The sequence below is a fragment of the Paraburkholderia sediminicola genome (assembly GCF_046027355.1).
In the GTDB taxonomy this organism is placed as follows: domain Bacteria; phylum Pseudomonadota; class Gammaproteobacteria; order Burkholderiales; family Burkholderiaceae; genus Paraburkholderia; species Paraburkholderia sediminicola_B.
On record NZ_JAQQEK010000007.1, the window covers coordinates 49743 to 69061 of the forward strand.

Consider the following 19319-nt stretch of genomic DNA (forward strand, 5'->3'; position numbering starts at 1 on the left):
CCACGGTGATCCATCCGAGGCTGACGCTCGCGCTGACCATCATGGAGGCGCTGGCGATTTTCGCGTACGCCCTCTCCGGTTTCATCGAGGCCAAAACCCGCCGGCTCGACGCGGTGGGGACGTTTCTGGTGGCGATCGCCACGGCCTTCGGCGGCGGCACGTTGCGCGACGTGCTGCTGGAACGGCGGCCGTTTTACTGGGTCGAGCATCAGGATTATCTGATCGCGATCTTCGTGATGTCGCTGTTCGCGCCGACTCTCCTGAAAATGACCTCGCGGCTGTTTTCCGAGCGGGTTCTGCTGGTGGCGGATGCGATCGGGCTGGGGCTGTTCAGCATAGGAGGCACGTCGATCGCGCACGATGCGCAAATGCCGTGGTTCACCTCGGTGATGATGGGCGTGCTGACAGGGGTTTTCGGCGGCGTGATTCGTGACGTGCTGTGCAACGAAGTGCCGCTGATTCTGCGCGACTCGCGGCCGTACGCTACGTGTGCGTTCGTGGGCTGTTGGCTGTATGTGCTGCTGGATTACATTGATTTCGACACGGTGTATAGCGTGTTGATTGCCACCGCTTTTATCCTTCTCGCGAGGTTGCTGACCTTCAGGTTCAATGTGCGTTTGCCGCACTGAGCCAGCATGAGTCGCTAAACGGCGCGCTGCCCCCAAGTAGGCAACGCGCCGCCCTTCATTCAAGCTTATTTGTTGGTCGCCAGCGCACCCGCGCTCTTCGAGCCGCCGAACAGCGCCGTCAGGTAAGCCGAGTTGTTGTTCATGGTCGCCATCAACGTGTTCAGCGCGGTGAACTGACTCTGATACTGCTTCGTCAATTGCGTGGCGTAGTCGCTTAGCTTGCTTTGCTGCGCTGTGACGCTCTTCAGGTCGGCGTTCAGCGCGCTGTTGCGCGTGTCGATGATGCCGCCCGTCCGCGTAAACTCGTTGATGCTCTTGTTCAATTTGGCGCCGACACCGTCGGTCGAATTGAACAACGCGGCAACTTGCGCCGGACTGGTGTTGAGCGCCGTAGTGAGTTTCGCGCTGTCGACGACCAGCGTGCCGTCCGCCGGATCGCCCTTCAGCGTGATGCCGATATGCCCGAGGCTCACCACCGACGTGCCCGTACCCACCCCGCCGCTCACGATCGACGCCAGCGCGTTCTTGACCGTCAACAGCGTCGAGTCGCCGAGCAGCGCGCCGCCCGTCTTCGACGATTTGTCGAACGAGGACAACTTGCTGATCGTGGTGACGACGGTGTTGTACAGGTTGGCGAAGTTCGTGATGGCCGTGTTCTGCGCGGTGGTATCGGGCGCGATCGTCAGCGTTTGCGGATTGCTGACCGAAGCGCTCGACAGATTCAGCGTGACGCCGGCGATCGCATCAGCGACGGCATTGCTGGCGCTGCGCGCCGCGATCCCGCCGATGGTGAGCAACGCGTCCTGCGCCACTTCGCTCTGATGCCACGCATTGCCGGCATCCGACGATACGATCGTGGACGCCCCGCCGTTCGCGCCGGGCGTCGACGTCACGCCGAGGCTCGACAGGCCCGCGTCGTCCTGCACGTTGCTGGTAGTCACGTTGATCGTGTTGGCCGAACCGGTGGTCGCCGAGCGCAACACGAGGTGAGCGCCGCCGGTGCCGGTCACGATCGTCGCCGTGACGCCCGGATTGTTGGACGCCTTGTTGATCGCGCTGGCGATGCCACTCAGCGTGTTGTTGGTGCTGTCGATCGAGACATCCATCGACTTGCCGCCAACCGAGATCGTCAACTTGCCGGTGCCGAGTTGCGTGGTCGCACCGAACGCCGCCGAAGACAGGCTTTGCGACGAAGCGATCTGCGTCACGTCGATCGTATAGCTGCCGGCGACCGCGCCCGGGCCCGATTTCGGATCCAGGCCCTTGCCGCTCGCGGTGGCCGCGAAGGTGGACAACGTGGTCCCGTCCGACAGATTCTTGATCGCCGCCTGCAAGGCGGACAACGCCGAAGTGAGCGCGCCGTAGGCGGACAGGGTGGTGTTGTCGCTGGTCTGCCTGGCTTGCAGCGCCGCCGCTTGACCCGCCGTTTTGGCGTTGACGAGGGCGGAGACCAAGGTCGCCACATCCATCGACGAATTGCCCGTCGAACCGCTGATAATGGATTGCGCTGCTTGCTGGACCTGGCTTTGCGCGTTGGCCGTCGCGCTATTCACCGAGGACGTGATCGTAGACATGTAAAGCTCCCCGCGCGTCGGATTTATTCGTTATTCATTGAGTGACGCCCCGGTCACTTCTGTTGCGCCATTTATCCGGTCACATCGGCGTCTCTTACAAAGTTTTCAAATGTTACACCATCTTTCTTCATAACTTTGTGACGTTTTAACGTAGCGAATATTGGTTAGGGCAATCGTCGTGGCTGTCGATTTGCGCGGCTCCCGCTCGTCGTGAGATAAAACGGTCGCTCCGGCCGTTCTCGTGCCACAGCACACTCGCCAACCGCCCAAGGTGACCACGATGACCCTGAAGCTCTACGCCCATCCCTTCTCCTCTTACTGCCAGAAGGTCCTGACCGCGCTCTACGAAAACGGCACGCCGTTCGAACTGCGCCTGCTGGCGCACGACGACCCGCAAGTCATGGCCGAATTCGCCGCGCTCTGGCCGATCAAGCGCTTTCCGGTGCTGGTCGACGGTAGCCGGACCGTGATGGAGGCGAGCATCATCATCGAGTATCTGGGCCTTTATCATCCCGGGCCGGTGCCGCTCTTGCCGGCCGACGCGCGCGCCGCGCTGGAAGTGCGCAGCATGGACCGCTTCTTCGACAACTACATCTCGACGCCGCAGCAAAAGATCGTCTACGACAGCATGCGCGCTGAGGCGGAGCGCGACCCGCACGCCGTCGCCGACGCGCGCGCCATGCTCCACACCGCGTACGGCTGGCTGGACAAGGTGATGGCGGAACGCGAATGGGCCGCCGGCGACACCTTCAGCCTCGCGGATTGCGGCGCCGCGCCGTTCCTGTTTTACGCCGACTGGACGCACGCCATCGGGCCGGCGTTTCCGCACGTGCTCGCCTATCGCAAGCGCCTGCTGGCGCGGCCGTCGTTCGCACGCGCAGTGGACGAAGCGCGCCAGTATCGCGCGTATTTCCCACTCGGTGCGCCGGACCGCGATTGAGGAACGGCAGCGCGGCCGCGTCGGCCGAAAGACGACGGCCGGCGCCCCGTCCGCCCTAACCGTTTGCGACAACAATTTTTCCAGCCTATACACTTCACTTCGAAACCTACTTCCGCCACTCACCCTTAAGGCAAAACATGGACCGTTTCGAAGCGATGGAGATATTTACGCGTGTGGTCGAAGCGAACAGCTTCACCAAAGTATCCGAGTCGCTCGACCTGCCACGCGCCAAAGTCAGCCGCACCATTCAGGCGCTGGAGGAACACGTCGGCGTGCGTCTGCTGAACCGTTCGACGCGCCAGGTCAGCGTCACCGAAGACGGCGCGCTGTTCTACGAACGCTGCGTGCGCATCCTCGCCGAAGTCACCGACGCCGAATCGTCGCTGTCGAACAAACGCGAAAATCCGGCCGGCACGATCCGCGTGGATACGTCAGGCACGCTGGCCCGCGCGCTGCTGCTGCCCGCACTCGACGATTTCTACCGACAATACCCCGAGATCGACGTGCGGCTCGGCCTCGCCGACCGCAACATCGATCTGATTCAGGACGGCGTGGATTGCGTGATCCGCATGGGCACGCCGGAGGAGTCGAGCCTCGTCGCGCGGCGGATCGGTCAAGCGCGGATCGTCACGTGCGCGTCGCCGGCGTATCTGGAGAAATATGGCGAGCCGACCACGCTCGAGGAATTGAGCGAACACCGCGCAGTCAACTACGTGTCCGCGCGCACCGGCAGAACGTTCCCGTTCGAATACCAGGTGGACGGCGAGATCGCCAAGGTGTCGCTCAAGAGCGTGCTCGCAGTGAACGACGGCTCGGTCTACATCGGCGCGGCCGCGCTCGGTCACGGCATCATCCAGCCGTCGCGTTTCATGGTCGCAGATCTGATCGCGCAAGGCGCGCTGAAGGAAATCCTCACCGACTATACGAGCCCCGGCACGCCGCTCTCGGTGCTCTACGCGCATCGCCGCAATCTGAGTTCGCGGCTGCGTGCGTTCATCGAGTGGGTGACCGAACTGGCGCGCAACAATCCGGATCTGCGCATCACGGACTAGCGAAGCGAAGCGCGCAAAACAAAAACCCCATGCGTTGTGAAACGCATGGGGTTTTCTTTTCTAATGCAGCAAAACTTGGCGCTTAGGCAATCCGCTCTTCGTTCGACGGATCGAACAACACCGCCTTCGACGTATCGAACAGCAACGTCGTGTTCGTCAGCGGCTGCGGATTCGACGCCGGGTGCACGCGGCTCACAATGCGCTTGCCGTTGACCTGCGCGAACACCAGCGTGTCCGGACCGGTCGGCTCGATCACGTCGACCTTCACTTCGATCGGCTGCAGTTTCGCGTTGTCGCCATGCGCGCCGCGCGCGTCGGTGATGCGCTCCGGACGCAGACCGAGAATCACGTCACGGCCCACATGCGATTTCACCTTCGCCGAGTCGAACGGCAGGTTCACCGCCGCGCGGGCGACACCGGTATCCAGTTCCAGCGCGACGCCCGCGCCCTGCTCCACCAGCTTGCCCTGGATGAAGTTCATCGGCGGCGCGCCGATGAAGCCGGCCACGAACAGGTTCGACGGCGAGTCGTAGATTTCCTGCGGTGCGCCGAACTGCTGCACGATGCCGTCTTTCATCACCGCGATACGGTCGCCGAGCGTCATCGCTTCGATCTGATCGTGCGTCACGTAGACGATCGTCGTGCCGAGGCGTTGATGCAGCAGCTTGATTTCCGAGCGCATCTCGATACGCAGCTTCGCGTCGAGGTTCGAGAGCGGTTCGTCGAACAGGAACATGACCGGATCGCGCGCCAAGGCACGGCCCATGGCCACGCGCTGACGCTGGCCGCCGGACAGTTGACCCGGCTTGCGGTCGAGCAGGTGCGTGATCTGCAGCGTGTTCGACACGCGGTCGACGATCTGCGTCTGCTCCTGCTTCGGCACCTTGCGGATGTTCAGGCCGAACGAGATGTTCTCGCGCACCGTCATGGACGGATACAGCGCGTACGACTGGAACACCATCGCGATGTCGCGATCTTTCGGCGACAGGTTGTTCACTGTCTTGCCGTCGATCTGGATCTCGCCCTTGGTCACGGTTTCGAGGCCGGCAATCATGTTGAGCAGCGTCGATTTCCCGCAGCCCGAACCGCCGACGAGAATCAGGAACTGGCCGTCTTCGATGTCGATGTTGACACCCTTCAGGACCGGCACCCCGTTCGGGTAAGTCTTGTACACGTCACGGATGGAAAGGCTTGCCATGCTGTGAATCCTCTTGTCTCTGGTACTGCTTGAAAACGTCTTCGGGTGACGGCGGCGCTTCATGAAGCGCCGCCGCGCTCGGATGGTTTAGCTTGGCGTCTAGCCCTTCACTGCGCCCGCCGTCAGGCCGCGCACGAAATAGCGTCCGGCGATGATGTAGACCAGCAGCGTGGGCAACGCGGCGATGATCGCGCCGGCCATGTCCACGTTGTATTCCTTCACGCCGGTCGAGGTGTTCACGAGGTTGTTCAGCGCCACCGTGATCGGCATCGAATCGACGCCGGAGAACACAATCCCGAACAGGAAGTCATTCCAGATCTGCGTGAATTGCCAGATCAGGCACACCATGAAAATCGGCAGCGAGACCGGCAGCAGAATCTTCGTGAAAATCGTGAAGAAACCCGCGCCGTCGATACGCGCCGCCTTCACGAGTTCAGCCGGAATGCTGACGTAGAAGTTGCGGAAGAACATCGTGGTGAAGGCGATACCGTAGATCACGTGCACCACCACCAGACCGGTCGTCGTATTCGACAGGCCGAGGAAGCCTTCGAAACGCGCCATCGGCAGCAGGATCGCCTGGAACGGAATGAAGCAGCCGACCAGGATCATCGTGAAGATCGGATCCGCGCCACGGAAACGCCAGTGCGTGAGCACATAACCGTTGAACGCGCCGATGATCGACGAGATCAGCACGGCGGGAATCACCATCCGCACCGAGTTCATGAAGAACGGCTGCATGCCGTCGCAACGCACACCCGTACAGGCGCCGCTCCATGCCTTGATCCACGGATCGATGGTCCAGTGCGTGGGCGGCGTGAGCAGGTTGCCGGTGCGCAGCTGATCGATGTCCTTGAACGACGTGGACAGCATCACGTACAGCGGGAACAGGAAGTACAGGGCGAACAGAATCAAGGCCGCATAAATGACGGCACGGCTGATCGTCATCTTAGGCTGCATTGCGGGTGCTCCTCGATTCCAGATACATCAGCGGCACGAGCACGGCTACGACAGTGGCGAGCATCATCATCGACGATGCCGCGCCGACGCCCAGCTGCCCGCGATTGAACGAAAACGTGTACATGAAGATAGCCGGCAGCGACGACGACGTGCCCGGACCGCCCGCGGTCAACGCGACGACCAGGTCGAAGGTCTTGATCGTGATGTGGCAGAGAATCAGCAGCACGGAGAAGAACACCGGGCGCATGCTCGGAATCACGATCTTGCGGTAGATGGTGGGCAAGCCCGCGCCGTCCATCTGCGCTGCCTTGAAGATTTCAGCGTCGACACCGCGCAAGCCCGCGAGGAACAGCGCCATCACGAAGCCGACGGATTGCCACACGGCCGCGATCACGACGCAGAAGATCGCCTTGTCCGGGTCGCCCAGCCAACCGAACGAAAAGCTCGTCCAGCCCCAGTCGTGGAACACCTTCTCGAGGCCGATGCTCGGCGTCATGATCCATTGCCACGCCGTACCCGTCACGATGAACGAGAGCGCCATCGGGTACAGGAACACGGCGCGCAGCGCGCCTTCGTTGCGGATCTGCTGATCGAGCAGGATCGCGAGGAACAGACCGAGGCCGATACAGACACCGATAAACGGGATGCCGAACCAGCCGAGGTTGGCAGCCGACGTCCAGAACACATCGTTATCGAACAACTCGCGATAACGATCCAGACCGACAAATTCATAACGTGGCATCAGTCGCGAATTGGACAGCGACAGAAAGCCGGTAATGGCGATGAAGCCATACACGAAGATCAGGCTGATCACGACGCTGGGTGCGAGCACCAGCTTCGGAATCCAGCGATCGGCAAGGGCCGCCATCGGCGATGTGCGGCGGGTCACGGTAGCCGTTTTCCCGTTTCCGCTGATAGAAGCAGTCACTACTCGACTCCTGCTGAAACTGTACCGCCGGAAGACTCACGCCTGAAAAGACGCGAGGCCGCAACGGCATAGGTGTGACTCTATGAAACCAGGGTGAAGCCGCCTGTTACCAATACAACCAGTGCAATCGGCGACGTGAAGGGCGCGCCCGGCGCCCGTTGCTGAACCGCCGGGCGCGCCGCTTCGCTTACTTCACTTACTTGGTCTTCGCTGCCTTCGCGAGCGCGGCAACCGCGCTCTTCGAATCCTGCTGCGAGTTCATGAACTTCGTGACCACGTCCGAGATCGCGCCGGCTGCTGCATCCGGTTGCGCCATGCCGTGTGCCAGCGAAGGCACATAGCCGCCCGACTTGATCGCCACTTGTTCATCCGCGTACGACTTCTTCGCGCAGTCGTCGAACTTAGCCATCGACACGCCCAGACGAACCGGGATGGAACCCTTGTTCAGGCTGAACTGTTCCTGGAACTCCGGCGACATGATCGTCTTCGCCAGTGCGAGCTGACCCGGCGTTGCCGCCTTCGCGCCCTTCTGCTGGAAGAACACGAACGAGTCGACGTTGAACGTGTAGGACTTTTCCGTGCCCGGAACAGCGGCGCAGATGTAGTCCGAGCCCGACTTCTTGCCGGCGTTGGCGAATTCGCCCTTCGCCCAGTCGCCCATGAACTGCATGCCGGCCTTGCCGTTGATGACCATGGCCGTTGCCAGGTTCCAGTCACGGCCCGTGCGGCCCGCGTCGAAGTAACCCTGGATCTTGCGGACCGTATCGAACACGCCGACCATCTGATCCGACGTCAGCGTCTTCTCGTCGAGATCCACCAGCGCCTTCTTGTAGAAGCCCGCGCCTTGCGACAGCACGACGTCTTCCCACAGCGTCAGGTCTTGCCACGGCTGGCCGCCCATCGCGATCGGCTGGATGCCCGCGGCCTTCATCTTGTCGGCCACCGCGAAGAACTCAGGCCACGTGGTCGGCGCCTTGCCGCCCGCCTTGTCCAGCGCTGCCTTGTTGATGTACAGCCAGTTCACGCGGTGCACCGAGAACGGCGCGGCCACGTAGTGACCGTCTGCGTGCATGATCTTGTCGATTTCCGGCGGCAGGTTCTTCTTCCAGTCGCCAGCGGCCGCGTCGATCGGCACGAGCACGCCTTGCTGCGCCCAGTCCTGGATCAGCGGACCCTTGATCTGCGCGGCGCTCGGCGCGTTGCCCGAGATCACCTGCGTCTTGAGTGCCGTCATGGCAGCCGCGCCGGCGCCACCCGCAACCGCGAAGTCCTTCCACGTGTAACCCTGCTTCGTCATGTCGTCCTTGAGGACGCCGACGGCTTTCGATTCGCCACCCGAAGTCCACCAGTGCAACACTTCGATCGACTCGGCGGCTTGCACAGCCGAGACGCCACACATCAGACCTGCGGCGCACAAAGCGCCCATGATCGCGCGAAATTTCATTGCTTATCTCCTCCAGACACCTGAACAAAAAACAAATGGCCCCTGATGTCGCCAGGGTGCTGTGGTTGGTTCAAACAGGCAAAACACTGGGCGATCGAGCACGGTCGGGCGCATGCGCGAGGCATGTGCCGGCGGACCAATGTCCGGCCGCTGGAAGCTCAAGAGATGAGTGGTTCGGGATGCAACTGACTGTCTCCTCTTTTGATTTTTGCCTGCCCGCGTCGCGCGCGGCAGACTCGAGGTGCCTTGCACGTCAACTTGGGGCAGACCCTGCCGGCCGCTCAACTCCCCGGCTTTCCGTAAAGGCCGCCGGGGCATGCTGGCACGTGCCGACACGCAATGTCCGTTAACATGCAGGGGACGCCTGCCGATTCGGGAAAACGCGCATCTTGACTCACAGCGCACGCTTTTTTCATCGAATTAGCGCTACCTCTTGATTTGGATTGTAGTTAAACTACAATTCAGTGTCAAAAAATATTTTATCGGACTACGGTCGCGCTTTCGCTCACCTCCCGCGGCCCCAGGACATCGACGGAGACTCATGCAAACCGATTCAAGCTTCACCTTCGTTCTCTTCGGCGGAACCGGCGATCTGTCGATGCGCAAGATCCTCCCCGCACTGTTTGAAGCACACCGTGCAGGCGGCATGCTGGCCGACAGCGGCAAGATCGTCGCGGTGGCGCGGCATGCCACGGATCGCGGCGAGTACATTCAGTGGGTGAATGAGCATGTCAAGCCGCACGTGTCGAAGAATGGTGTGGACGAAGCGGCATGGGCGAGCTTTCTGGAGCGCATCGAGTTCGTGAACATCGACCTCGGCAAAGCGGAAGACTTCGTGCACTTGCGCGACGCGATCAAGGACCTGCCCGGCATTCGCGTGTTCTATCTGGCTACGGGCCCGTCGCTGTTCGTGCCGATCTGCCATGCGCTGGCATCGGTCGGGCTGAACGAGAATTCGCGCATCGTGCTGGAAAAGCCGCTCGGCTACGACCTCAAGTCGTCGAACGCAATTAATGATGCAGTCGGCGAAATCTTCGCTGAAGAACAGATCTACCGGATCGACCACTACCTCGGTAAAGAACCGGTGCAGAACCTGCTGGCGCTGCGCTTCGGCAATGCGCTGTTCGAGCCGTTGTGGCGTCGCGAGTGGGTCGAGAGCATTCAGATCACGATCGCCGAAGAACTCGGCGTGGAAGCGCGCGGCGACTTCTACGACAACACCGGCGCGTTGCGCGACATGGTGCAGAACCATTTGCTGCAACTGCTTTCCATCGTCGCAATGGAACCGCCGCACTCCATGGATTCGGATTCGGTGCGTGATGAAAAGCTGCGCGTGCTGCGCGCTTTGAAACCCATCGATCCGCGCGATATCGGCAAGGTCGCCGTACGCGGCCAGTATCATTCGGGCGTGATCCGCGGCACCGCGGTGCCCGCGTACGCAACCGAGTCAGGCGTGAGGCCGGACAGCACGACCGAGACTTTCGTTGCGCTGAAGGTCGAGATCGAAAACTGGCGTTGGGCCGGCGTGCCGTTTTTCCTGCGTACCGGTAAGCGCCTGGCGGATCGCGTCGCCGAGATCGTCGTGAACTTTCGTGCGGTGCCGCATTCGGCGCTCGGCGCTTCCGCATTGCGTGCCGGCGCGAACCGCCTGGTCATCCGTCTGCAGCCGAACGAGACCATTCGCCTTTACTGTCTCGCGAAGCAGCCCGGCGAAGGCATGAACCTCGCCAGCGTCCACCTCGACCTCGCGTTCGACCAGTTCTTCCGCGAAGGACAGATGGAGGCGTATCAGCGTCTCCTGCTCGACGTGATCAACGGCCGCCTTGCGCTGTTTGTGCGGCGCGATGAGCAGGAAGCCGCGTGGCGTTGGGTCGAACCGATCCTGAACGAATGGAAGGCGTCGAACAAGCCGCCCAAGCCGTACGCATCGGGCACGTGGGGACCGGCTGCCTCGAGCGCGATGCTGGCGCAGCACGGCACCTGCTGGCTCGAAGAAGAGAATTGAATCACGGCGGCACGTCGTATTGAATGGAATATGGCGCGTCGCCCGTAAGACCCACCGACGAACTGAACGGAATGGCGCCGGTATCACGAGGGCGCCTGCAAGTCATCCACTTTGCAGGCATCGCGTGAGAGCAGTACGGCACATTCCGCAGATCACACAAAAAAGCAGCACGGAGGAGAAGTGATCGAGCTTCACACTTTCGACGATCAACGCGCCCAATCCGACGCGTTGGCGAAAGCGGTCGGGGACGCGTTACACGCGTCGCTCGCCGCACAGGCCGCCGGTTCCACCACCGACGCGCGCCCCGCAATGCTTGCAGTGTCCGGCGGCAGCAGTCCGCGCCCGTTCCTGCAGACCTTGTCCACGCAAACGTTCGACTGGGCACGCATTGCCGTGACGCTGGTCGACGATCGCTGGGTGCCGGAGACGGACAGCGCGAGCAACTCGCAGCTGGTGCACGCCACGCTGCTGCAGAACGCCGCGAAGGACACCGCCTTCTGGCCGCTCGTGGACACCACGCAAGATCTCAACGCGCATGTCGCCGCGCTGAACGCCGACGCGCGTTTCAGCAACGTGCCCGACGTCGCGATTCTCGGCATGGGTGAAGACGGCCACACCGCGTCGATCTTCGCCGACTCGCCGGAATGGGATCATGCGATCACCACCACCGAGCGCTTCGTTGCCGTGCATCCCGGCAGCGCGCCGCATGCGCGCGTGAGCTGGTCGATGTCCGCGTTGAAGGAAGTGAAGCATCTGTTTTTGCTGATTGCAGGACCGCGCAAGATGGACGTGCTGAATGCCGCGTCCGCTTCGCTACAAAAAAATGCCATCTCGCAGTTGGCAAACGACAAGGGAGTGAGACTCGATGTCTACTGGTGTGCAAACTAAGGCTGTTCCGGGCGCGGGCCAGCACGCCGATGGACCGAGGCTGCTGGCCGACATCGGCGGCACGAATGCGCGCTTCGCGCTGGAGACTAGCCCGGGCGAAATCGGCTCGGTGAAGGTCTATCCGTGCGCGGACTATCCGGGCGTTGCCGAAGTCATCAAGAAGTATCTGAAGGACACCAAGATCGGCCGCGTGAATCACGCGGCGATTGCGATTGCGAACCCGGTCGATGGCGATCAGGTGAGCATGACGAATCACGACTGGAGCTTTTCGATCGAGGCCACGCGGCGCGCGCTTGGTTTCGACACGCTGCTGGTGGTGAACGACTTTACCGCGCTGGCGATGGCGCTGCCTGGCCTGACTGACGCGCAGCGCGTGCAGGTGGGGGGTGGCGCGCGTCGGCCGAATAGCGTGATTGGTTTGCTTGGGCCTGGGACCGGCATGGGTGTGTCCGGCCTGATTCCCGCTGATGATCGCTGGATCGCGCTTGGTAGCGAAGGTGGCCACGCGACTTTTGCGCCGGCAGATGAACGCGAAGATATCGTGCTGCAGTACGCGCGTAAGAAGTGGTCGCATGTGTCGTTTGAGCGCGTGGCGGCGGGGCCTGGTATCGAAGTGATTTATCGCGCGCTTGCGGGTCGCGACAAGAAGCGTGTGGCGGCTAATGTCGATACGGTCGAGATCGTCAAGCGTGCGCTGGAAGGCGAGCCGCTCGCGGCCGAATCCGTCGATGTGTTCTGCGGCATTCTTGGCACCTTCGCCGGCAATATTGCGGTGACGCTTGGGGCGTTGGGCGGGATTTATATCGGCGGTGGTGTCGTGCCGCGGCTTGGCGAGTTCTTCTCGCGGTCGTCGTTTCGTAAGCGCTTCGAGGCTAAAGGCCGGTTCGAGGCTTATCTGCAGAACGTGCCGACGTATGTGATTACCGCTGAATATCCGGCGTTTCTCGGTGTGTCGGCGATTCTTGCCGAGCAGTTGTCGAATCGTGCGGGTGGCAGTTCATCGGCGGTGTTCGAGCGGATTCGCCAGATGCGCGATGCGTTGACGCCAGCCGAACGACGTGTGGCTGATCTCGCGCTGAATCATCCGCGTTCCATTATCAATGATCCGATTGTGGATATCGCGCGCAAGGCGGATGTGAGTCAGCCGACGGTGATCCGGTTTTGTCGATCGTTGGGTTGCCAAGGGTTGTCGGATTTCAAGCTGAAGCTGGCGACGGGGTTGACGGGCACTATTCCTGTTAGCCATAGCCAGGTGCATCTCGGCGATACGGCGACGGACTTCGGCGCGAAAGTGCTGGATAACACCGTGTCGGCGATTTTGCAGTTGCGCGAGCATTTGAACTTCGATCAGGTCGAGCGGGCTATTGATCTGCTGAACGGCGCGCGGCGGATTGAGTTCTATGGGCTCGGGAATTCGAATATCGTCGCGCAGGATGCACATTACAAGTTCTTCCGGTTTGGGATTCCTACTATTGCCTACGGCGATTTGTATATGCAGGCGGCGTCTGCTGCTTTGCTTGGGAAGGGGGATGTGATTGTTGCTGTGTCTAAGTCAGGGCGCGCGCCTGAGTTGCTTCGGGTTCTTGATGTGGCTATGCAGGCTGGTGCTAAGGTGATTGCTATTACTTCGAGTAATACGCCTTTGGCTAAGCGGGCTACTGTCGCTTTGGAAACCGATCACATTGAAATTCGTGAGTCGCAGTTGTCCATGATTTCGCGGATTTTGCATCTGGTTATGATCGATATTCTTGCTGTTGGAGTGGCTATTCGGCGTGCTGTGCCTAGCGCTGATGTCGCGGAGACGGTTGCCAAGGCCAGGCAAGGGGCCGATGATGATGCTAGTGCTGTGCTCGATTGGTTGAGTCATGGGGCGGCTTCTTCGGCGCGGGATTGAGGTTTGAGGTTTTGGTTCGCGCCGCGGGTTGGGTGTTGGATTGTGGTGTTGGCCTTTCCTTGAATTCTTTGTGGTCTATTAGCGTTGCCCCTGTGCGGGGCGGCACCTACTTCTCTTTGCCGCCGCAAAGAGAAGTAGGCAAGAGAAAGCGGCTCACACCGCTAACTCTTAAGCGGATCCCCCGCGCAGCCACGGTAGTGGTGCATCTGGAATCTGTGTTCTTGCTCATTCCGCCTCAGTGACAAAGCACTCATCCTTCCCGCCTCGCGCAACGCGCTCGTCGGAACGGTCTGCTTAAAATCCGTGGGTTTCGCTGTGCGCGGTGGGGGCCGTCGGCTTCGCCTCGGCGAAGTGCCGCTAAAGGCTTCCGGTTCTTTAAGCGTGGTTGCGTCGGGAAAACGTTAGAGCTGACTCGGTACATTCGCGGTCGCCGCGGCACGCGCTTCGCGTCGTGCCGCAGTACGCTCGGGATGTGAAAGGCGCATGCGCCTTTCTTCATGGCCGCGGTGCGATGCCGCGGGTCGCGACTCGCGCCTGACGGCTGACGGCTCACTGCTCACTGCTCACTGCTCACTGCTCACTGCTCACTGCTCACTGCTCACTGCTCACTGCTCACTGCTCACTGTCAGTGTGCAGTCGCTGTGCGACGCGAGATCGTTTTGATTTGCATCTGCTTGTTCAGCGTCCCCCTCGTTGCTCCGATACGTTCACGGCTATTCGCCGCTGTCCGCGTGGCCTTTGCCAGGAGGTCCGCTGCGTGGCGCGCCGTGATGCGGCTCTGTGGAATTCCCTTCGCGTCGAGTGCGATGACCTGGTATAACTCGCGGTCAATCTCGACTTCGCGTTGGTAGTCCTCGACGGTGTCCAACAGCAGTTCCAGCAGTTTCCGCTGGCAGTGCCTTTCTTCTCGTGTCACCGCCGGATTCCTAACTATCGAAGCCACAAACGTGACCAGCTTGTCCAGTTGACTTAGCTGCCGTTCAACCAGTCCGAAAGCGGATAAGGCCAGTTTTTCGTATTGAAGCGCGTCTACGGGTGGGCGCGACGTAGTGTGTGAATTCTTGACGGATTTACTCATGGCGGGATCTCCCTGAAACTTACTTGGATCGCCCGACACGCGCTTGCAAGGTGGTGAGCGGGCACAGTGACAAGGTTGGCGGCCGTTACCAAACCGGCAGGCCCGAAGGCCTCCCCATCAAGGCCCGCCCATAAGACGTGCTGAGATAGACACATGCCCGCCAAAGCAGGCGCGTGTTTGGTAGCAGGCCGCCAAGCCTGGCCGTCGCTGTTTTGACGGCAAATTGAGTTTAAACGTCTTGCTTCGCGAGTGATCACCCGCACGAGCTAAAAGCCGCGCACCAGCCCGATTTCTGAAATTTCCCAAGCACGCCCACGAACGAAGTACTACGACGCCAAAGAAACGCCGAAAAAAAACGAAGCGATTGGTCGAAGAACGACCGCGACGGCGCGCGCAGCGCCGCCGGAAGAATGAGCGCTTTGTCACTGAGGCGGAATGAGCAAGAACACAGATTCCAGATGCACCACTACCGCGACTGTGCGGGGGACCCGCTTAAGAATTAGCGGTGTGAGCCGCTTTCTCTTGCCTACTTCTCTTTGCGGCGGCAAAGAGAAGTAGGTGCCGCCCCGCACAGGGGCAACGCTAATAGACCACAAAGAATTCAAGGAAAGGCCAAAGCCCAAAGCCCACACCCAAACCATCCCCCAAAAACCCAAAAACCCAAAAACCCAAAAAAGCGATAATAGAAACCCCGAAGCGCCGCAGGCAAAAGCAAACCCCGATGATCATCCGCCCCCACGTCCATTGGTTCCGCATGCTGCTAGCCTGGCGAGGCTCCGTCCTCCCGCAGTTGCTACCGCGCCTTGCGCTGATCTTCTGCATTTCGATAGTCGCCGTGGCGGCCCACGACCACCTACTCCCGATCTCGCTAAACCTGAACACGACAGCGCCCTTCTCGCTAATAGGCATCGCGTTAGCGGTATTTCTAGGCTTCAGAAACAACGCCAGCTACGACCGCTGGTGGGAAGCCCGTAAACTCTGGGGTCAACTGCTGAACGAATCGCGCTCACTCATCCGCCAGGCGCTCACCCTACCGACAAAACAGCTGCAAAAAGAAGACCTCAAAGAATTCACAGCAGCACTCAGCGCCCTCCCGCACGCGCTGCGTCATCAGCTCCGTAAGAGCGACCCAAGCGAAGACCTCGCCGAACGCCTGCCGCCAGCCCTCTTCGCCCGCGTCATAGCGTCGCGGTACAAACCGGCCACCTTGATGCTCTACCTCGGCGAATGGGTACAACGACATGCCAAAACAGGCGCGATCGATCCAATGGCAGTCATCGCCTTCGATCGAAATCTGAACGGAATCTCGGATGTAATTGGCGGATGCGAGCGCATCGCTTCAACGCCGCTGCCGTTTGCCTATTCGGTGATGATTCACCGCACGGTGTATTTCTTCTGCGCGTCCCTGCCGTTCGGACTGGTGGACAGCATCGGCATTTTCACGCCCGTTTTCGCGGTCTTCGTGGCGTACACGTTCATGGCGCACGAAGCCATCGCATCGCAAATCGAAGAGCCTTTCGGCATCGACGACAACGACCTCGCGCTCAACATGATGTCAGTATTGATAGAGGACGCCATGCGTGATCTACTCGGCGAACCGGCCGTTCAATTGCCGAGCCCGGAAGCAGAAGGCTACATGCTCGATTGAGCACGCTTCGACTAAAGCGCGTCGGTCACTCAACGCTCAGCTATTGCCAACCGTCTCCGACAAACGCTTGAGCGTCGCCACCCGCGCGCCAATGATATCGATACGGCCACGCTCATCGACCACCGGCGTCGTAGCGTTCAGATACGCAGTCCACGCCTTCTGCGCGCGCGTCAGCGTGGGACGCGTACGCACCGGCATCTTCGACTGCAAACGTCGGTAATAGCGGTTCAGATCGAACATCGCATGTTCGCATTGCGCGTCCGCGCTGCAGGCACGCACCCGGCGCGGCGGATCGCCGCCGGCACTCGCCTTCGCCACCGCGCTGCGCAGAGCGAGCGCACGGTCACGCACCGGCTGCAATTGCATATCGGCTTCGGCGAGCACGTACATCGTGCCGCGCGTCGTGGCGAACACGGCCGCAAGCAACTGCTTCTCGGCATCGCGTGAAGCCTGCCAGCTCGCCTGACTCTTTTCCCACTGCTTGCGCTGCGCGGGCGGCAACTTCTGCTGAAGCTGCTGCCACGCGTTATCGAGCGCGGTCTTCCAGCCGATCCGCGCGTTGTCCATGCACTGCACTTGCCCCGTCGTCGACGACATGTCGCTGCGCGCAAGGCACGTACGCATCGACGCGTCGATCGGATCGGCGGCGGCGACTTCGGCGTGCGCCGGCAACGACGCCGCACCGAGCACCGCACCCGAAGCCAGCGCCAACGCGCCGAACACGCGCCGCGCGCCGCGAACACCGACGCCGGCCGCCAACAGGGACTTCACCATCCGCATCGTCAGCCGCGAACGCAATCGACGAAATATTCGATGCGCCCGTTGATCGTTTCGCCGACAAGTCCATGGATATCCGTATGGAACCCCGGGAAGCGCTCGTTGAACTCGCGCGCGAAACGCAGATAGTTGACGATGGTCTTGTTGAAACGCTCGCCCGGAATCAGCAGCGGAATGCCCGGCGGATACGGCGTCAACAGGATCGACGTGACACGGCCTTCGAGCTCGTCGATAGGCACGCGGTCGATCTCGCGGTGCGCGAGCTTGGCGAACGCGTCCGACGGCTTCATCGCCGGCTCCATGCTCGACAGGTACATCTCGGTCGTCAAACGCGCGATGTCGTTCGCACGGTAAACGCTGTGAATCTGCTCGCACAGATCGCGCAGGCCGACGCGCTCGTACATCGGATGATGCGACACGAACTCGGGCAGCACGCGCCACAGCGGCTGGTTGTTGTCGTAGTCGTCCTTGAACTGCTGGAGTTCGGTGACCATCGAGTTCCAGCGGCCCTTGGTAATGCCGATCGTGAACATGATGAAGAACGAATACAGCCCGGTCTTCTCGACGATGATGCCGTGCTCGGCCAGATACTTCGTGACGATCGCGGCCGGAATGCCCGACTCGCCGAAGCCGCCGTCCATGTCCAGACCCGGCGTGACGATGGTCGCCTTGATCGGGTCGAGCATGTTGAAGCCTTCGGCAAGCGGACCGAAGCCATGCCACGCGTCGTTCGGGCGCAGCATCCAATCTTCGCGCGAACCGATGCCCTCTTCCGCGAACGTCTCCGGCCCCCAGACCTTGAAGAACCAGTCGTCGCCGTATTCGGCGTCGACCTTGCTCATCGCGCGGCGGAAGTCCAGCGCTTCAGCAATCGACTCTTCAACCAGAGCCGTGCCGCCCGGTGCTTCCATCATCGCCGCGGCCACGTCACACGAAGCGATGATCGCGTACTGCGGGCTGGTCGACGTGTGCATCAGATACGCTTCATTGAAGCGATGCTTGTCGAAGCGGCTGTTCTTCGAATCCTGCACGACGATCTGCGAAGCCTGCGAAATACCGGCCAGCAGCTTGTGCGTGGAGTGCGTGGCAAACACCAGCGCGCCGATCCGCGGACGACCCGCGCCGATCGCGTGCATGTCCTGATAGAACTCGTGAAACTCGGCGTGCGGGAGCCACGCTTCGTCGAAGTGCAGCGTGTCGAGCCATTCGCCGAGCATCTCCTTGATCATCTCGACGTTATAGATCACGCCGTCATACGTGCTTTGCGTGATGGTCAGAATGCGCGGCTTGAGATCCGGATTCTTCGCGAGCGCTTCGCGGGCAAACGGATTCGCCAGGATCTTCTTCTTGATGTTTTCCGGTTCGAACTCGCTGCGCGGAATCGGCCCGATGATGCCGAAGTTGTTACGCGTCGGCGTGAGGAACACCGGAATCGCGCCGGTCATGGTGATCGCGTGCAGGATCGACTTGTGGCAGTTGCGGTCCACCAGCACGATATCGCCCGGCGCGACCGTGCCGTGCCAGACGATCTTGTTCGACGTCGACGTGCCGTTGGTCACGAAGAACACGTGGTCCGCGCTAAAGATGCGCGCCGCGTTGCGTTCGGAGGCCGCCACAGGACCTGTGTGATCGAGCAACTGGCCGAGTTCGTCAACGGCATTGCACACGTCCGCGCGCAGCATGTTCTCGCCGAAGAACTGGTGGAACATCTGGCCGAGCGGGCTCTTCAGGAACGCGACGCCGCCCGAGTGTCCCGGACAGTGCCACGAATACGAACCTTCGTCCGCGTACTGCACGAGTTCCTTGAAGAACGGCGGCGCGAGCGAATCCAGATACACCTTGGTCTCGCGGATGATATGGCGCGCGACGAACTCCGGCGTGTCCTCGAACATGTGGATGAAGCCGTGCAGTTCGCGCAGGATGTCGTTCGGCAAGTGGCGCGAGGTGCGCGTCTCGCCGTACAGGAAGATCGGAATGTCCGCGTTGCGGCGGCGCACTTCGGTCACGAACGCGCGCAGCGCGACGATCGCGGCCGCGAGTTCCGGCGTCTCGCCTTCCACCACCACGTTATCGACGTACGGCAGCAGCTCGTCGTCGTCGATCGAGAGGATGAAGCACGAGGCGCGGCTCGACTGCTGCGCGAACGAGGTCAGATCGCCGTAGCTCGTCAACCCGAGCACTTCCGCGCCTTCTTTCTCGATGGCTTCGGCCAAAGCCCGGATGCCGGAACCCGAGATATTCTCGGAGCGGAAATCTTCGTCGATGATGACGACGGGAAAACGAAACTTCATGGGCGATTCTCCAAAA

The 19319-nt window shown here is 61.1% G+C and carries 15 protein-coding genes; 7 read left to right on the forward strand and 8 right to left on the reverse strand.

What is annotated here, in order from left to right:
- Window positions 1–8 precede the first annotated feature (8 nt).
- The gene (locus PQR42_RS14035) at window positions 9–629 is read left to right on the forward strand and encodes a trimeric intracellular cation channel family protein (RefSeq protein WP_408385602.1); all 621 of its coding nucleotides are present in this window, start codon (window positions 9–11) and stop codon (window positions 627–629) included.
- Between the two features lie 65 nt (window positions 630–694).
- Here PQR42_RS14035 and fliD read toward each other — a convergent pair whose 3' ends face one another.
- Window positions 695–2203 carry a flagellar filament capping protein FliD gene (fliD, locus tag PQR42_RS14040; RefSeq protein WP_408385479.1) on the reverse strand — a complete coding sequence of 503 codons (1509 nt, stop codon included), beginning with the start codon at window positions 2201–2203 and terminating at the stop codon, window positions 695–697.
- Between the two features lie 280 nt (window positions 2204–2483).
- Here fliD and PQR42_RS14045 point away from each other — a divergent pair, with 280 nt between their 5' ends.
- Together PQR42_RS14045 and PQR42_RS14050 are read left to right on the forward strand one after the other, a co-directional pair.
- Window positions 2484–3143, forward strand: a complete 660-nt coding sequence (locus PQR42_RS14045; protein WP_408385477.1) for a glutathione S-transferase family protein — start codon at window positions 2484–2486, stop codon at window positions 3141–3143.
- A gap of 137 nt (window positions 3144–3280) precedes the next feature.
- Complete coding sequence (locus PQR42_RS14050) at window positions 3281–4195, forward strand: LysR family transcriptional regulator (protein WP_132375660.1); 915 nt, start codon at window positions 3281–3283, stop codon at window positions 4193–4195.
- Window positions 4196–4277: 82 nt separating this feature from the next.
- On the opposite strand, the gene PQR42_RS14055 is transcribed toward PQR42_RS14050, so the two are convergent.
- The 4 genes from PQR42_RS14055 to PQR42_RS14070 form a co-directional block, all read right to left on the reverse strand.
- Window positions 4278–5393 (reverse strand): ABC transporter ATP-binding protein, encoded by a 1116-nt coding sequence (locus PQR42_RS14055; protein ID WP_408385475.1) that lies wholly within the window; start codon window positions 5391–5393, stop codon window positions 4278–4280.
- Between the two features lie 99 nt (window positions 5394–5492).
- Window positions 5493–6350 (reverse strand): carbohydrate ABC transporter permease, encoded by an 858-nt coding sequence (locus PQR42_RS14060; RefSeq protein ID WP_408209966.1) that lies wholly within the window; start codon window positions 6348–6350, stop codon window positions 5493–5495.
- Window positions 6340–7278 carry a carbohydrate ABC transporter permease gene (locus PQR42_RS14065; RefSeq protein ID WP_408209963.1) on the reverse strand — a complete coding sequence of 313 codons (939 nt, stop codon included), beginning with the start codon at window positions 7276–7278 and terminating at the stop codon, window positions 6340–6342. The genes PQR42_RS14060 and PQR42_RS14065 overlap by 11 nt, the downstream gene beginning before the upstream one ends.
- Before the next feature lie 196 nt (window positions 7279–7474).
- Window positions 7475–8722, reverse strand: coding sequence for an ABC transporter substrate-binding protein (locus tag PQR42_RS14070; RefSeq protein WP_408209960.1), 1248 nt, complete (start codon window positions 8720–8722; stop codon window positions 7475–7477).
- Between the two features lie 541 nt (window positions 8723–9263).
- Here PQR42_RS14070 and zwf point away from each other — a divergent pair.
- The 3 genes from zwf to PQR42_RS14085 all read left to right on the forward strand — a co-directional run bounded on the left by zwf (window position 9264) and on the right by PQR42_RS14085 (window position 13509).
- Window positions 9264–10727: a glucose-6-phosphate dehydrogenase gene (zwf, locus tag PQR42_RS14075; RefSeq protein ID WP_408209957.1), complete on the forward strand. Its 1464-nt coding sequence runs from the start codon at window positions 9264–9266 to the stop codon at window positions 10725–10727.
- Window positions 10728–10907: 180 nt separating this feature from the next.
- The gene (gene pgl, locus PQR42_RS14080; protein WP_408209954.1) at window positions 10908–11615 is read left to right on the forward strand and encodes a 6-phosphogluconolactonase; all 708 of its coding nucleotides are present in this window, start codon (window positions 10908–10910) and stop codon (window positions 11613–11615) included.
- A complete protein-coding gene (locus PQR42_RS14085) occupies window positions 11593–13509 on the forward strand; it encodes a bifunctional transcriptional regulator/glucokinase (protein WP_408209951.1) in 1917 nt (638 codons plus the stop codon). Before pgl ends, PQR42_RS14085 begins: the two co-directional genes overlap by 23 nt.
- 625 nt (window positions 13510–14134) lie before the next feature.
- On the opposite strand, the gene PQR42_RS14090 is transcribed toward PQR42_RS14085, so the two are convergent.
- Entirely contained in the window at window positions 14135–14587 is a 453-nt protein-coding gene (locus PQR42_RS14090; protein ID WP_408209949.1) for a hypothetical protein, read from the reverse strand.
- A gap of 721 nt (window positions 14588–15308) precedes the next feature.
- Between PQR42_RS14090 and PQR42_RS14095 the strand changes: the two genes are divergently transcribed.
- Window positions 15309–16235, forward strand: a complete 927-nt coding sequence (locus tag PQR42_RS14095; RefSeq protein ID WP_408385473.1) for a bestrophin family protein — start codon at window positions 15309–15311, stop codon at window positions 16233–16235.
- A 36-nt stretch (window positions 16236–16271) separates the two neighbouring features.
- Here PQR42_RS14095 and PQR42_RS14100 read toward each other — a convergent pair whose 3' ends face one another.
- A complete protein-coding gene (locus PQR42_RS14100; protein ID WP_408385472.1) occupies window positions 16272–17015 on the reverse strand; it encodes a lysozyme inhibitor LprI family protein in 744 nt (247 codons plus the stop codon).
- Window positions 17016–17017: 2 nt separating this feature from the next.
- Entirely contained in the window at window positions 17018–19303 is a 2286-nt protein-coding gene (locus PQR42_RS14105; RefSeq protein ID WP_408209940.1) for an Orn/Lys/Arg family decarboxylase, read from the reverse strand.
- Window positions 19304–19319: the final 16 nt, after the last annotated feature.